At 67.6% G+C, this 15,240-nt stretch carries 13 protein-coding genes; 8 read left to right on the plus strand and 5 right to left on the minus strand.

The features are described 5' to 3' along the window. Window positions 1–132 precede the first annotated feature (132 nt). The gene (locus ROR02_RS01085; RefSeq protein ID WP_307725131.1) at window positions 133–828 is read left to right on the plus strand and encodes an ABC transporter ATP-binding protein; all 696 of its coding nucleotides are present in this window, start codon (window positions 133–135) and stop codon (window positions 826–828) included. Between the two features lie 29 nt (window positions 829–857). On the opposite strand, the gene ROR02_RS01090 is transcribed toward ROR02_RS01085, so the two are convergent. The 3 genes from ROR02_RS01090 to ROR02_RS01100 form a co-directional block, all read right to left on the minus strand. Further along, the gene (locus ROR02_RS01090) at window positions 858–2,495 is read right to left on the minus strand and encodes a histidine kinase N-terminal 7TM domain-containing diguanylate cyclase (protein ID WP_147162152.1); all 1,638 of its coding nucleotides are present in this window, start codon (window positions 2,493–2,495) and stop codon (window positions 858–860) included. A gap of 102 nt (window positions 2,496–2,597) precedes the next feature. Further along, window positions 2,598–4,103: a glycosyltransferase family 2 protein gene (locus ROR02_RS01095; RefSeq protein WP_147162153.1), complete on the minus strand. Its 1,506-nt coding sequence runs from the start codon at window positions 4,101–4,103 to the stop codon at window positions 2,598–2,600. A gap of 469 nt (window positions 4,104–4,572) precedes the next feature. Then, window positions 4,573–6,081, minus strand: a complete 1,509-nt coding sequence (locus ROR02_RS01100) for a glycosyltransferase family 2 protein (protein ID WP_147162154.1) — start codon at window positions 6,079–6,081, stop codon at window positions 4,573–4,575. 210 nt (window positions 6,082–6,291) lie between these two features. Between ROR02_RS01100 and ROR02_RS01105 the strand changes: the two genes are divergently transcribed. Together ROR02_RS01105 and ROR02_RS01110 are read left to right on the plus strand one after the other, a co-directional pair. Continuing rightward, entirely contained in the window at window positions 6,292–7,647 is a 1,356-nt protein-coding gene (locus ROR02_RS01105) for an NAD(P)/FAD-dependent oxidoreductase (RefSeq protein ID WP_147162155.1), read from the plus strand. Between the two features lie 19 nt (window positions 7,648–7,666). Further along, the gene (locus ROR02_RS01110) at window positions 7,667–8,023 is read left to right on the plus strand and encodes a DUF5368 domain-containing protein (RefSeq protein WP_147162156.1); all 357 of its coding nucleotides are present in this window, start codon (window positions 7,667–7,669) and stop codon (window positions 8,021–8,023) included. 78 nt (window positions 8,024–8,101) lie between these two features. Here ROR02_RS01110 and ROR02_RS01115 read toward each other — a convergent pair whose 3' ends face one another. Together ROR02_RS01115 and ROR02_RS01120 are read right to left on the minus strand one after the other, a co-directional pair. Next, window positions 8,102–8,701, minus strand: coding sequence for a hypothetical protein (locus ROR02_RS01115; protein WP_147162157.1), 600 nt, complete (start codon window positions 8,699–8,701; stop codon window positions 8,102–8,104). Continuing rightward, entirely contained in the window at window positions 8,698–9,843 is a 1,146-nt protein-coding gene (locus tag ROR02_RS01120) for a pentapeptide repeat-containing protein (RefSeq protein WP_147162158.1), read from the minus strand. The genes ROR02_RS01115 and ROR02_RS01120 overlap by 4 nt, the downstream gene beginning before the upstream one ends. Before the next feature lie 395 nt (window positions 9,844–10,238). Here ROR02_RS01120 and ROR02_RS01125 point away from each other — a divergent pair, with 395 nt between their 5' ends. The 5 genes from ROR02_RS01125 to ROR02_RS01145 all read left to right on the plus strand — a co-directional run bounded on the left by ROR02_RS01125 (window position 10,239) and on the right by ROR02_RS01145 (window position 15,221). Further along, a complete protein-coding gene (locus ROR02_RS01125) occupies window positions 10,239–12,152 on the plus strand; it encodes a monovalent cation:proton antiporter-2 (CPA2) family protein (protein WP_218032740.1) in 1,914 nt (637 codons plus the stop codon). A gap of 87 nt (window positions 12,153–12,239) precedes the next feature. Beyond that, a complete protein-coding gene (locus tag ROR02_RS01130; RefSeq protein WP_147162159.1) occupies window positions 12,240–12,929 on the plus strand; it encodes a M48 family metallopeptidase in 690 nt (229 codons plus the stop codon). A gap of 174 nt (window positions 12,930–13,103) precedes the next feature. Then, entirely contained in the window at window positions 13,104–13,394 is a 291-nt protein-coding gene (locus ROR02_RS01135; RefSeq protein WP_147162160.1) for a TMEM165/GDT1 family protein, read from the plus strand. A 52-nt stretch (window positions 13,395–13,446) separates the two neighbouring features. After that, the gene (locus ROR02_RS01140; protein ID WP_147162161.1) at window positions 13,447–14,676 is read left to right on the plus strand and encodes a multidrug effflux MFS transporter; all 1,230 of its coding nucleotides are present in this window, start codon (window positions 13,447–13,449) and stop codon (window positions 14,674–14,676) included. Beyond that, entirely contained in the window at window positions 14,655–15,221 is a 567-nt protein-coding gene (locus tag ROR02_RS01145; protein ID WP_246135338.1) for an AAA family ATPase, read from the plus strand. Before ROR02_RS01140 ends, ROR02_RS01145 begins: the two co-directional genes overlap by 22 nt. Window positions 15,222–15,240 lie beyond the last annotated feature (19 nt).

Below are 15,240 nucleotides of genomic sequence, written 5' to 3' on the forward strand. Positions count from 1 at the left end.
GGGTGGCGGGCGATGGGTCACGCGAAACGCGCGGGAAGCGACACGAACGGCTTGTCTTGCGTCCCTTCCCGGAAGCATGCTGCGCCGGGCCCGGACGCAAGCCAAGGCCCGAACACAAGCCAAGGAATAAACGTGGTGTTGAGCCTGGAAAAAATCGATGCCTGCCACGGTCGGGCACAGGTCTTGTTTGGCCTTGATCTTGCGTTGGCCGAAGGCGAGGGCGTGGCGCTGCTCGGGCGCAATGGCGCCGGCAAGACGGCCACCGTGCTGGCGGTGCTGGGCCTGGTGCGGGTCACGGCCGGCGACGTGCGGCTGGCCGGGCGTTCGATCAAGGGCTGGCCGCTGCATGCCCTGGCCCGGGCCGGGGTCGGCTGGGTGCCCGAGGAACGCCGGGTGTTCGCCGGCCTCACGGTGGCCGAAAACCTGCGGGTGGGAACCACCGGGCGGCCGGGCCCGTGGAGCGAAGCCCGTCTGCGCGCCCTGTTTCCCGCCCTGGACCCCTTGTGGCACCGCCCCGCCGGCCTGCTGTCGGGGGGGGAACAGCAGATGCTGACGGTCGCGCGCACCCTGGCGGGCAATCCGGCGGTGCTGCTGCTTGACGAGCCCTCGGAAGGCTTGGCGCCCCTGGTGGTCGAGGCCCTGGCCCAGGCCATTGCCGCGGTCAAGGCCGAGGGCATGACCGTGCTGCTGAGCGAACAAAACCGCCTGTTCGCCGAGCCGCTGGTGGACCGGGTGGCCCTGATCGAGCAAGGCCGGGTGGTGTGGACCGGCACCCCCGGGGCCCTGGACACCCAGCCCGCCTTGCGCGAGCGGGTGCTGGCCCTGTAATCCCGGGACCGGGCCCGCTCGGCCGCGCGTCAGGCGATGGGGGCCCTTTGGGCAGGGGCGACGGCCGGGCCTGGCGCATGCCAGCGGCACACCCGGTTGCGGCCCAGGTCCTTGGAGCGGTACAAGGCCGCGTCGGCGGCTTCGATCACCGCTTCCCACGACGGCGCGTCGTTGGGGTAGGCGGCGACCCCGGCCGAGAAGGTGGCGTGCAGCGCCTGATCGTCAATACGCAGGGCGGTCGCGCCGAACACCTCGCGCCAGTGTTCCACCCGGACCGTGGCGTCATGGGGATCGGTGTCGGGCAGCAAGACCAGGATTTCCTCGCCTCCCACCCGCACCACCACGTCGTCCTGACGGACATTGGCGATCAGGAAGCGGGCAATGGCGCGCAAGACCGCGTCGCCCGCCCTGTGGCCCCAGGTGTCGTTGAAGTGCTTGAAATGGTCCAGGTCGAGGACCACCACGCTCAAGGGGCGCCCGCTGGCCTTGGCCCCGGCCAGCAGGGCGGGGCGGGCTTCTTCCAGGTAGTGGCGGTTGTGCAGTCCGGTCAGGCTGTCGCGGGTGGCCTGCTCGCGCAGCTGTTGCTGCAAGGCCAGGTTGGCGGCCAGTTGTTCGGTCAGGCGCTGTTCCACCTGCTTTCTGCAGGTGATGTCGGTCAGGATCACCACCCGCCCCATGGGGCGATTGCCCAGGGACAAGGGCCGGGTGCGGATTTCGACATGGCGGGGAGGCTCCCCGTCCAGGACCGCGTCGGCCACGCCCTCGGCGGCCAGGGTGTCGAGGGCCGCGACCACCGAGACCGGCAGGGCCTGGCGCATCCGCCGTCCGGTGAGCGGGGAACACCCGGTGAGGGCCTGGGCCGATCGGTTGGCCTCGGCGATCACGTCGCCGGGATCAAGCACCATCACCGCGTCGGGCAGGGCGTCGAGCAGGGGGCGCAAGGCCACGGGCACGCTGATCAGCAAACGATGGCGGCCGATCATCCAGACCAGCAAGACAGCGGTCACGATAAAGCTGAAGGGCGTGGGGTCGAAGCCAAACGGCATGAACAGCCCGGTCAGGTAGGTGAGGTCGCTCACCCAGGGAACCGCCATGGCGGCGGTGAGGCCAAGGTAGTGGGGCCGCTGGGCCCGAGGCGCCTTCTGGAAGGTGTCGATCAGGACAATCAGGCAGACCAGCAGCAGGAAATAGCAAACCCCGATGGCCAGGAAAAAGGCCAGGCCGTGCTCGTAGAGCAAGGGGGCGCCCGGTTCGTCTCCCATGGGGGTCGCGGTGACGTACATCAGGTGATGGAAATCGTTGGTGAGTGCCACGCCCCAGGTCAGGGCGGGCAGGCCCCACAACACGGCCTGGGTTGGCCACGCGCGCACGCGTTCCTCGCCCTTGCAGTAGCTCCACAGGAAGGCCGTCCACAGCAAGACGGTGGCCATGATGCCGGGCCAGGCCATCTCGGCCCAGAAGAGCTTGTCGGCGGGGCCGAGCACCAGGTTTTCCACGGCGGCGGCAAGGCACCACCACGCCAGGGCCACGAACGCCCCGACAAAGGCGCCGCGTCCGTGAAAGGGGGACAGGCGGCGCACGAAAGCCACCAGGCCAAGGGCGGTGACGGCGGCGAGGACCAGCAGGAAACCCGGAAGGTTGGGGGTCCACTCAGGAAGGGTCAGCATGCCGGGGCCTCCAGACCTTGAACCGGACCTCGGCCCTGTCCGGCTTTTCCGGGGTGATTCCGGGGCCCTTGCCGCCTGGGGCAAGACCGCCGGGATCCCCGTCTACGAGGGACGAGAAGAGCTTTCCCCCAAAACGGACGCGCGCACCAGAGGCCAGACATCGGGCATGCCCAGCCAAATCAAGCCGGTACCGGCCACGGCCAGGAACGGCAGGTTCCAGGCTTGCTCAAGGAAGAACAAAGCCACCATGGCCACGCCCAGGAGCAGTTCCGGCCAGCGCAGCCCGCCCGCCCACAGCCGGGCCCGGGCCAGACCCGCCGTCGTTTTGGGTGTGCGCACGAAGGGGCTACGCCGGCGCAAACTGGCGTCGATCAGGGCTCGGGTGTTCGACAACATCAGCCCGCTGGCGAAGGCCATCGCCAGGATGACGTCGCGTGGGGTCCGCCACGGATGCAAGCGTCCGTCCAGTATCTGGGGACGCGTCATGAACCCAACAACCCCGATCATGCCGAAGACACCGCACACGGTTAGTATTGCTCCGACCGGCGAGGCCACGGGCATGTTGAAAAGGACAGTCGGCAAGGTTAGTGCCAAGTTAAGGACTGAAATTGGAAAAAAGAAACATTGAATCAGTTGTATGGTGACTCCTACGCGCCAGGGCAAAGGCCAGTTCGAAGTCCAGATTCGGGGGCCCAGCTTGAACAATACCTGGGCGATCCCCTTGGTCCAGCGGTATTGCTGGGCCTGCCAGGCGCGGGTCGAGTCGGGCAGTTCACCCGGCACGACAAGATCGGGCACGAACACGCCATGATAGCCAATCAACGCCGTGCGCAAGGCCAGGTCCAGGTCCTCGGTCAGGGTGTCGCCTTGCCAGCCGCCGGCGGCTTCCAACGCGGCGCGGCGCCACACGCCGCAGGTGCCATTGAAGACGATGGGCAATCCAGCATTATAACGCGAGCTTTGTTCAACGAGAAGGTGCCCATCCAGCATGGTGGCCTGGGCCAGGGTAAGAAAGGTCTGGGCGCGGTTCGCGTGCCCCCAGCGGGCTTGAACGAACCCCACCGTCGGGTCGGCGAAAAAAGGCAAGGTGCGGTTCAGGAAATCGGGCGGGGGCACGAAGTCCGCGTCGAACAAGACGATGAACGGCGCGTCGGAATGGAGCAATCCCCCCGCCAGCGCTCCGGCCTTGTAATCATGGCGATCCACGCGGTGCAAAACATCGATGCGCAATCCCAACTCGGCCGCCACCCGCCGGGCGATGGCGTGGTTGGCGGGGTGGGAGCCATCGTCGCTGTCGTCCAGAAGCTGGATGGACAGCCGGTCTCGGGGGTATTCAATGGTACCGACGGCGCGCAGAACTTGCTCCACCAGCCGTCCCTCGTTGTACACCGGGATCTGAACCAGAACGTGGGGCGGTGCCGACGAGCCGGAGGCGACGTCGGTGGAGGGGAGGGCGCGCGATGGGCGCCTCATCCCCAAAATAATAAGAATAAGGTAATTCAATCCCAGCGCCGCAAAAGCCAGTGCCGGCAAAATCGATAGCCATTGCAGCACGACAACGGCGGCCGAAACACCCGAGGGGACGGCAAGGGTAATGCTTTGGATCATGGATGCACCGGTGCTTTTCGACCCGCTCAAAATAACGGGGGCGGCGGGATCTCCCCAAACCAGGCGCGTCAGGAGTTAGCAGACTCTGGAGAAAGAAACAATCTGAGGAATAATTTTTCCGCACTCACCAGAATGCCAAAGCAGCATTCCATAGTTCTGAGAATCGCGCGACCGAGCGTTCAGGGAGACACGATCCGAGAGAACCAGCCCCTGCATCGAGACGACAACCATCCCGCCGAGGACCCCTTCCTCCTTAACCGCCGTTTATTTCCGGGGGGGGACGTCGGGCGCGGCCTTGGCGTTGATGGGCGGTCTGACCCGCGCCCTTTGCCCGAGCTCGGGAAAGTCCGATCAACACCAAGGCGCGTATCGTTGTTGCCGGGGCCGGGGCGGCCGGCCCGTCGGCGGCGTAGCGTCCGCGGCGCCTGAACGGGTCCATCCTTTCGGGCAGGACCGCCGGGAGCCCCGTCTACGAGGGACGCGAGGAGGTTTCCCTCAAGACGGACGCGCGCACCAGAGGCCAGACATCGGGCATGCCCAGCAAAATCAAGCCGGTGCCAAGCACGGCCAGGAACGGGGCGTTCCAGGCTTGCTCAAGGAAGAACAAAGCCACCATGGCCACGCCCAGGAGCAGTTCCGGCCAGCGCAGCCCGCCCGCGCGGGGCCGGGGCCGGGCCAGGCCGGCCGTCTTCTTGGGCGTGCGCACGAAGGGGCTGTTGCGGCGCAGGCCCGCCTCGATCACGGCGCGCGTGTTCGACAGCATCAGGCCGCTGGTGAACGTCAGCGCCAGAACGATGTCGCGCGGGGTGCGCCACGGGTGCAGGCGTCCGTCAAGCATCTGGGCCCGGGTCAGGAAGGCAACAACCCCGCCCAGGCCCAAAAGACCGCAAACGGTCAGGATCTCCCCGACCGGCGAAACCAGGGGAAGGTCCAGGATGACCGCCGGCAAGGTCAGCAGCACGCTGGCGACCGCGAGCGGAAAGAAGCAGGCCTGGAACAGTTGCAAGGTCACGGCGACGCGCCAGGTCAGGGGCCAGGGCGCCGTCCAGATCCGGCCGCCCAGCTTGAACAGGACCTGCGCGAAGCCCTTGGTCCAACGATACTGCTGGGTTTGCCAGGCCCGGGTCGACTCGGGCAGCTCGCCGGGGACCACCAGGTCGGGCAAAAACACCCCATGATAGCCGATAAGCGCGGTGCGCAAGGCAAGGTCCAGATCCTCGGTCAGGGTGTCGCCCTGCCAGCCGCCCGCGCTGTCCAGCGCGGCCCGACGCCACACCCCGCAGGTGCCGTTGAACGCGACCGGCAGGCCGACGGCGCTTCGGGTTCCCTGCTCAACCAGGAAATGGGCATCCAGCACGGTGGCCTGGGCCAGGGTGAGCAGGGTCTGGGCGCGGTTGGCGTGGCCCCAGCGGGCCTGGACGAAGCCCACCGTGGGATCGGCGAACAAGGGCACGGTGCGGCGCAGGAAATCCCGGGGCGGCAGGAAGTCGGCGTCGAAAAGGGCAACGAAGGGCGCGGTGGACTGGGCAAGACCCGCCGCCAGGGCGCCCGCCTTGTAGTCGTGGCGGTTGACCCGGTGCAAGACCTCGACTCGCAGCCCCAGTTCGCCGGCCACCCGCAAGGCGAGGTCGCGGTTGTCGGGATGGGATCCGTCGTCGCTGTCGTCCAGCAACTGAATCGAAAGCCGCTCGCGGGGATAGTCCAAGGCGCCGACGGCCCGCAGCACCTGTTCCACCAGCCGGCCCTCGTTGAACACGGGGATCTGGATCAAGACCGGGGGGGAATCGGTCGCGGGCGGCGGCGGAGCGTCGGGAGGGGGAGAAGCGCGCAAAGTGCGCTTCATGCCCAGCACGGTCAGGGCAAGATAATTAAGGCCCAGGGCCGCGAACGCCAGGACCGGCAGGACCGATACCCATTGCAGTACGACAAAAGGGGCCGAAACACCCGAAGGGACGACAAGGTCAATACTTTGGATCATGGATGCACCGGTGTTTTTCGACCCGCTCAAAACAACGGGGGCGGCGGGATCTCCCCAAACCAGGCGGGTCAGGAGTTAGCAGACTCTGGGGAAGGAAACAACCTGAGGAATAATCCTCCCATAGGTACCGGAATATCACATTAGCATTTCCTAATTCTGAGAATCGCGTTACCGTGCGTGCAGGGAGACACGATCCGGGAGAACCAACCCATGCATCGAGACGACAACCATCCCGCCGATGGTCCCTTCGTCCTCAACCGCCGCCAGATCCTGGGGTGGGGGACGTCGGGCGCGGCCCTGGCGTTGATGGGCGGTCTGACCGCGCCCTTTGCCCGGGCTCAGGAAGGTCCGGTCAACACCAAGGCGCGCATCGTCATCGCCGGGGCCGGGGCGGCCGGCCTGTCGGCGGCGGCGCAGCTTTCGCGGCGCCTGAACGGGGCCACCATCACGCTGGTGGACGCGCGCAAGGCCCACTACTACCAGCCCGGGTTCACGCTGGTGGCGGCCGGCCTGAAGCCCAAGACCTACACGGTTTCTTCCACCGCCAAGTATGTTCCACAGGGCGTGGAGTGGATCGAGGAACAGGTGGCCGAATTCGACCCCGAGGCCAATATGGTGGTCACGCAAACGGGACGGAAGATCCCGTATGATTACCTTATTGTTGCATCCGGTCTGGCTCTGGATTACGCCGCCATCGAAGGCATGGACGTGGGGCGCATCGGGCGCGATGGCCTGGGCAGCCATTACCACGGCCCCGACGCCGCGTCGGCCACGTGGCAGGCCCTTTCCACCTTTGCCGACACCGGGGGCGTGGGCCTGTTCTTGCGTCCGGCCACCGAGATGAAGTGCGCGGGCGCGCCCTTGAAGTACACCTTCATCGCCGATGATGTGCTGCGCACGCGGGGCACCCGGGGCAAGGCGGAAATCCATTACGCCGCCCAGAACAACGCGCTTTTCAGCGTGCCCATCGTCAGTGAAAAAGTGCGCATGTTGTTTCGCGATCGCGATATCAACGCCCACTACGACCACGTGATGAAGGCCATCGACCTGGGCCGCAAGGTGGCGACTTTCAAGACGCCCGGCGGGGACCAGGAAATTCCCTATGATTTCATCAACGTGGTGCCGCCGATGCGCGCGGTGCCGGCGGTGCGCGACAGCGCCCTGGCCTGGCAGGAAGGCCCCTTTGCCGCCGATGGCTGGATCGAGGTCGACAAGGCTTCCCTACGCCATCGCCGCTTCCCCAACATCTGGGCGGTGGGCGATACCGCCGGCGTGCCCAAGGGCAAAACGGCGGCCAGCGTGAAATGGCAGGTGCCGGTGGCGGTCGAGCACCTGGTGGCCACCGTGGCCGATCGTCCGTGTACCGCCGCCTACAATGGGTACACGTCGTGTCCGATGATCACGCGCCTGGGCCGCGCCATGCTGGTCGAGTTCGATTACGACAACAACCTGTTGCCTTCCTTCCCGGGCGTGGTCGCGCCCCTGGAAGAACTGTGGGTGACCTGGGTCATGAAAACGATCGCGCTCAAGCCGACCTACGTGGCCATGATTCGAGGACAAGCCTGATTCGAGGGGGATTAGGGTCATGCAAAAGTTCGATATTTTCGTTCTGTTCGCCGTGTTCCAGGAAATGATGGGGCCGGTGCTGTGGGTTCTTCTCTTCGTGGCCCTGGCGGGTCTGTCGGCGGCCGGGTTCGTTTTGTGGCATGAAGGCGGGCTGTCGAGCAGCCGCCTGCTGACCTCCGAACTGATCGGGCTGGCGGGCGGCTTCGGGGCCCTGGCCCTGATGGCCTGGGTCACGGTTTCGGGCTTCACCGACGCCGGCGGGCCGGTGGACTGGTTGCTGATCGGCGTGATCTGGGGGACGGGCCTGGCCGGTACCACCATCCTGGCCTATGGCGTGCTGGGCCTCATCAAGGTGGCGGGCGACGCCCTGGCCTGAGGCCTGCCACGGGCGGACCGACGGGCTCCCCCGGGGGGTGGGGGCCCGTCGAGGACGTTTTCGGAGGGGGACGGCGGGTTATTCGTACAGCTCCACCGATCCGTCGCCGTTGCGCATGATCACCGGAGAGCGGCGCCCTTCCTGGACCAGGATCTGGTCGGCGCGGGTTTCATCAAGAGGTGCCACGCGGGCGCGGCCGGTGATGGGGGAATACTGCACGCGCCGGGCTTCCAGGCCGCCGGTTTCGCGCTCGGCCACGACCATGCCCCAGTCTTCCAAGACACGTTCCACCAGGGCCACGGTGCGCGGGCCGGCGGTGAGGTCCAAGGGCGCGCGCTCGGCGCCGCCATACAGGCGGGCCTCCAGCCGGGTCCGCCGTCCTCCGGCCCGCTCGACGTCGAGGAACAGACGCTCCAGGACGTGAATGCCATAGCGTTCGCAGGCCACGGCCACGGCGGGATCGGTTTGAACCGGGGGCAAAAGCACGATCACGGCACCGCCCAGGGTGCGCTGGGGATCGCGCACGCACACGGCCACCGCCGCCACCACCTCGCACGACAGCACCTCGTTCAAGGTGCGCGAAATCTGGTGTTCGCCTCGTTGCAGGCGGACCAGCGTGGTTCCGGTGCGGGGATCGACGACCCGGCGTCGCAAATGGTCGGCTGACATGTGCGTCATGAAATCTCCGGATGGGAGCTGTCGGCGGGCAGGCCCTGGGCGTCGGAAAAGTCCGTCGTCACGACCTGCGAGGTCGGCTGCCCTTGGTTATCCAGCAACGGCGCCTGTCCGGTGCGCGCGCCACTGAGGCGCGCATCGGTAAGGTCGGTGTCTTTCAGGCTGGCGCCGCGCAAATCGGTATCGCGCAGGTCGGCGCCATTGAGCACGGCGCCCGACAGGTCGGTCAGGACCAGTCGGGCGCCGCGCAGGGTGGTGCGGATCAAAAGGGCGCCCGCCAGGTTGGCGCCCGAAAGGTTGGCCCCCGACAGATCCAGGCCCGACAGATCCATGCCCGAAAGGTCGGCGGCGGTGCCGGCGCCATTGGCCAGCCATTGCAGATGGCGTTCCAGGGCCTTTTGGATCACGCCCAGTTCCAGCTCGCCCTTGTCGGGCAAAACGGCGTCGTCAAGCCGCGCCCCGACCAGGTCGGCGCCGGCCAGGGTGGAGGACGCCAGGTTGACGCCCGACAGGTCGGCGTGGTTCATGCGCGCGCCGCCGAAGTCGGTATTGTCCACCCGGGCCCCGGTCAGGTTGGCGTGGCACAGGTTGGCGCCCGACAGGCTGGCCCCCGACAAGGTGGCGCCCGACAGATCGGCGCCTTCGCAGTCGGCCTGCGACAGGTTGGCGTGTTCGAGGTGGGCGTTGACCAGCACCGCGCCCGACAGATCGGCGCCGGTGGCGTCCACGCCGGTCAGAACCGCGCCGGTGAAGTCGGCGCCGGCCATGTTCTGGGGGATGGGCAGGGGCTCGCCGCCGCCATCGAAGCGCAGGCCCCGGCGGAAGGACTGGCCGGTCAGGTCGCAGTTGGCCAGTCGCGCCCGGGTCATCGAGGCGCCGCGCAGTTCGGCCAGGGCCAGTTTCGTGCCCCGCAGATCGGCCCCGTCCAGGCGGGCCTGGAAGAGATCGGCGCCGGTCAGGTCGGTTTGCGCCAGGTTGGCGTCGGTCAGGTCGGCGCCGCGCAGAATGATCTGGCGCAGGTCGGAGCCCCACAGGGCGACGCCGCGCAGATCCTGGCCGGTCAGATCGGCCCGCGCCCCGCCGGCTTCTCCCGCCAGCCAGCGACGATGTCCTTCCAAGGCGCGTTGCAGTGCCGCTTTGTCCATGCCCCAATCCGCTCGCCCAAGCCGCTACGATCGTTGCGACAGTATACCGTCTTACAAGGATGTTGCCATCCCCGCAGTGGGGGGAAAGCAGTGCAATCGGGTGAAGCCCTGGGTGCCCTTGGAAGAGGGTTCCTCAACGCCACGACGGCGGCGCGTGGCCCCTGCCGCGAGAGCCAAGCGCACGGAGTGCGCGCCCGGCGTTTGAGGGCACGGCAAAGACTCCAGGGCAATCGGTTCATCCGATTGCTCTGGGGGGGAAAGCGGGACTTGGGCGCTTCTTGGTGGGGGGTGGCGAGCGGGGCGGGCGCGGCCCTCTGGCGTCGGAGGGGCCATCACGCTACCTTTGGTGCCTGGCGACACACAGGATTTCACGGGTCGGGCGAGGGAGAGGGCGGATGATGAGTACCCTGGGCGAGGCGTTCTTGTTCATGGTCGCCGCCTTGGTGAGCGTGCCGCTGTTTCGTCGCCTGGGTCTGGGCTCGGTTTTGGGGTATCTGACGGCGGGCGTGGTGCTGGGGCCGCAGGGGCTGGCCCTGGTCACCGACGTCGATGCCATCTTGCATTTTTCCGAACTGGGCGTGGTCCTGCTTTTGTTTCTGATCGGCCTGGAGCTGCGGCCCAGCCGGTTGTGGGGGCTGCGCAAGCCGGTGTTTGGCCTGGGCGGCCTGCAGGTGGTGGGCACGGCCGTGCCGCTCGCGGGCCTCGGGATCGCGGTTGGCCTGAACTGGGAGGCCGCGCTGGTGGCCGGGGCCGGGCTGGCCTTGTCGTCCACCGCGTTTTGCCTCCAGATCCTGGCGGAGCGGGGGCATCTGCGCACCGGCTACGGGCGCAACGCGTTCGCGATCTTGCTGTTTCAGGATCTGGCGGTGGTTCCCCTGCTGGCCGTGGTGCCGGCCCTGGCGCCGGGGGCCACCGGTGCCTTCGACCTGGAAACCGCCCTGTTCGACGTGGGGCGCGCCGTGGGCGTCATTGTCGCCGTCATCGGCCTGGGCCGCTGGGTGGTGCGCCGGATGTTTCGCGTGGTCGTGGGCACCGGCCTGCCCGAGCTGTTCACCGCCGCCTCCCTGGCCCTGGTGATCGGGGTGAGTCTGTTGATGACAGAGGCGGGGCTGTCGATGGCGCTGGGCGCGTTCCTGGCCGGCATGCTGCTGGCCGATTCGGAATGCCGGCTGGAACTCGAAGCCACGATCGAGCCGTTCAAGGGGTTGTTGCTGGGGCTGTTCTTCATCGCCGTGGGCATGAGCGTCGATCTGGGCCAGATTCTCACCCAGCCCGATACCGTGGCCTGGCTGGTGCTGGGCCTGCTGACCATCAAGGGCCTGGTGCTGTTTGCCCTGGCGCGGGGGTTTGGCGCGTCCACGCGCTCGGCCGCGTCGCTGGCCGCCTTGATGCCGCAAGGTGGCGAGTTCGCCTTTGTCTTGTTCACGCTGGCGATGACGCAAGGCGTCCTCGACCGGGAGACCGGGGATTTGCTGCTGGTGGGGGTCACCGTGTCGATGGCGATCACCCCTTTGCTGGTCAGCCTGAACGGCGCGTTGCAAAATTCCATCCGCCCGCCGACCCCGGTTCCCGAGTACGACCCGATCGAATCCAGTGAAAGCCGGGTGATCCTGGCCGGATTCGGGCGCTTTGGCCAGATCGTGGCCCGGACCTTGCGCATGGCGGGCATTCCGTTCACCGCGCTGGAATCCGATTTCGACCAGATCGAGTTCCTGCGCCGGCGCGGCACGGTGGTGCATTACGGCGATCCGTCGCGGCCCGATTTGCTGCGCGCGGCGGGAATCGACCAGGCCGAGGTGTTCGTGATCGTGGTCGAGGATCCGGAAAAGGCCCTGGAGATCGCCGAGTACGTGCGCCGGCGCCATCCGCGCGTGCGGGTGCTGGCCCGGGCCCGGGACCGCCAGCATGCCTATCGCCTGATGGAAAAAGGGGTTTACAAGGTCTTCCGCGAAACCTACGGCTCCAGTCTGGAAATGGCCGAGGAAATCATGCGCGACCTGGGCCACTCCGAGGCGGTGGCGCGGCGCGCGGTGCGCTTGTTCCGCCGTCATGACGAGCGCCTGCTGGCCGAGCAGTTCAAGATCCGTCACGACGAGGAAGCCCTGATCGCCTCGGCCCGCGCCGCCGCCGAGGAGCTGCGGAGCTTGTTTGAACAAGACGCCAGCCCCGAGGGGGGCACCGGGACCCCGCCCCTGCTGGGGTCGAGTCCCCTGCCCTCGGCCCTGCCTCCCGTCCAGCAGCAAGGCGAGGTCTGTTCCCTGCCCGCGCAAGACGCCTCCCCCGACGCTTCCAGGCCGTCTTCGCAATGAGTCCCGCCGGGGCGGAACGGGGGCGGGGGGAGCCCTCTTGAAGGGCCGTTGCGCTGCGGCGGTCCCGACGGTATATCCCGTCTCGCCATGGGAACGCATATCACCATCGAGGGGCGTTCGATCCCCTTGCGATTCCGCACCAGCCCCCGGTCGCGGCGCCTGTCCTTGCGCCTCGATTCCACCGGGGACGGGCTGATCGTGGTGGCGCCCCCCCATGTGCCCGAATCCGTGCTTCATGATTTCGTGCTGGGCAAGGGCGAGTGGGTGGCCTTGCAACTGCGGACCTTGCCCCAGCGGGTGCCCTTCGCCGACGGCGCGGTGATTCCGATCCTGGGCGTCCCCCACACGGTGCGCCATTTGCCCGAGGCCCGGCGCGGGGTGTGGGCCGAGGAGGGCGTGCTGGGCGTGTCGGGCGAGGCCGCCCACGTCGCGCGGCGCCTGACCGACTGGTTGCGCCAGCGCGCCCGCGATCATCTGGTTGAACGCGTGCGCGTGTATGCCAATCGCCTGGGTGTTTCCCCCACCGGGGTGACCTTGCGCGATACCCGCACCCGCTGGGGAAGCTGTGCTGCGTGCGGACGGCTGTCTTTTTCCTGGCGCCTGATCCTGGCGCCCCCGGCGGTGGTTGATTACGTGAGCGCCCACGAGGTCGCCCATCTGGTTGAGTTCAACCACTCGCCGCGTTTCTGGAGCCTGGTGGCCGATCTGGTCGGAGAGTGCGATGCCGCGCGCCACTGGCTTAAAGTGGAAGGCCTGACCTTGCACCGCTACGGGTAACGCGGCGTTCGCCGGACCGTCCCTTTTCGGGCCCCGATCCCCTGGGACCCCAACCCCCTGAGAGCTCCTTTGCGGGGCTCCTGCCCCAAAGGGCCCCCTTTTGGGGCCCCCTTCCCCCGTGCCCCCGGTTTTCCGGGGGTGCTTGTCGTCGTTTTGCTTCCCCTGGAGGTTTCCATGTCCGTTTTCGCGGCCGTCCTGCCCGTCTTTTTCACCGTCTTTTTCGCCGAACTGGGGGACAAGACCCAGCTGGCCACCGTGTTGTTCGCGTCCGGCGGCGAAGTGCGTCCGATGGCCGTGTTCCTGGCTGCTTCCGCCGCCTTGGTGCTGTCCACCGGGCTGGCCGTGTTCGTGGGCGTTTTCATGGCCCGCTACGTGACCGTGATTCCCTTGCAGCTGATCGCGGGGGTTGGCTTCATCGTCATCGGTGCGTGGACCTTGTACCAGCACTTCACTGCCGCTTCCTGAGGACCCGACCAACCCGTTTTTTCCCTTTTCCCTGGTGCGGAGGCCCTGTTCCATGCCCGTTTCCCAGGCTTCCCCCACCGGGAAGCATGGGCCCCTTCTGGTCTTGCTGCTGATTGGCATGGTGGCCATGGGGGCCCTGTCGACCGACATGTATCTGGCGTCGCTGCCCGACATGACGCGGATTTTCAACACCGACGTCTCGACGGTGCAAATGACCCTGTCGGTGTTCGCCATCGGCATGGCGGTGGGCATGCTGGCCTACGGGCCCTTGTCCGATCGCTTCGGGCGCAAGCCCGTGGTGATCGTCAGCCTGGTTTTCTATCTGGGGGCCTCGCTGGGGTGCATGCTCGCCCCCGACATCGACACCTTGATCGTGGCCCGCTTCATCCAGGCCCTGGGTGCGTGCGGCGGAGGCGTGATCGGGCGGGCCATCGTGCGCGACATCTGGGGGCGCGATGGCGCCGCCGCCATGCTTTCGCACATGGCCTCGGCCATGGCCCTGGCCCCGGCCCTGGCTCCGATCGTGGGCAGTTTCCTGCACGTGAGCTTTGGCTGGAAGGCCAGCTTCGTGGTCATGGCCGCGTTCGGCGGGCTGCTGGCCCTGCTCACGGCCGTGGTGCTGTCGGAAACCAACCACCACAAGGACCCGTCCGCCACCGATCCCACCCAGATCCTGTTCAATACCCGCGCCTTGCTCGGCGACCGCTGTTTCATGGGCCATGCCCTGGTCGTGGCGTTCGCGTTCGGGGGGCTGTTCAGCTACCTGTCGGGGGCCAGTTTTATTATCATTGATATCCTGGGAGTCGATCCCGGCCATTTCGGTTTCACCTTCCTGGCCGTGGCCGGCGCCTTTCTGGTGGGGGCGCAAGGGGGTGCCCGCTTTACCCGCCGCCTGGGCACCGCGCGCATGATCAGCATCGGCGTGGGGATTGCCCTGGTTTCCTCGATCACCGGGGCGGTTCTGGCCTGGGCCGGGATTGCTTCGCTTGCCAGCGTGCTGCCGTGCGTCGCCGGTCAGTTCCTGGCCTGCGCCCTGATCATGCCCAATGGCCAGGCCGGCGGCCTGGGGCCCTATCCGCGCCTGGCCGGCACCGCCAGCTCGTTGATGGGCTTCCTTCAGATGGGTGTCGGGGCCCTGGCCGGGTACATGGTCGGGGCGTTCCACGACGCCACCACCCGGCCGTTGATGACCACCCTGGTGGTCTGCTCGGTGGCGGCGGCGCTGTCCTGGATCGGGCTGGCGGGGCGCAGGCGCCTGCCGTGCGCCGATCGCGAACGGTGAGCGGGGCGGTCCTGATCGTGCTGGGCGGGCGCCCGGGCACGGGGAAAAGCACCCTGGCCCGCGCCCTCGCCCGGGCGGTGAACGGGGTCTGGCTGCGCGCCGATTCGATCGAGCACGCCATGCGCCGCTGGCCGGCCGTGGCGGCGATCGATCTGGGGCCCGCCGGATACTACGCGATGCAGGCCATGGCCGCCGACGCCCTGGCGGTCGGGCACCGGGTGATCGCCGACTGCGTGAACCCGTTCGAGGTCACGCGTCGCGACTGGGCCGCCGTGGCCCGGGCGGCGGGCGCGGCCTTGCTTCAGGTCGAGGTGAGGTGTTCGGATCCGGCCGTGCATCGCCACCGGGTAGAAACCCGGACCAGCGAGATCCCGGGCTTTGTGCTGCCCTCGTGGGCCGAGGTCGAGGCCCGGCCCTTCGAGCCCTGGCCCGGGGCCGACCTGTGCCTGGACACGGCGCGGCTGGGCGTGGACGAGGCCCTGGCCCGGATGCGCGCCGCGCTGGAGCGACACCCGAAAAATGGAAACCACTTTTCGGGTGAGTGAGTTTTAGACTGAAACTGGA

Origin of the sequence: Pararhodospirillum oryzae, from assembly GCF_007992075.1 — a bacterium.
Lineage (GTDB): Bacteria > Pseudomonadota > Alphaproteobacteria > Rhodospirillales > Rhodospirillaceae > Pararhodospirillum > Pararhodospirillum oryzae.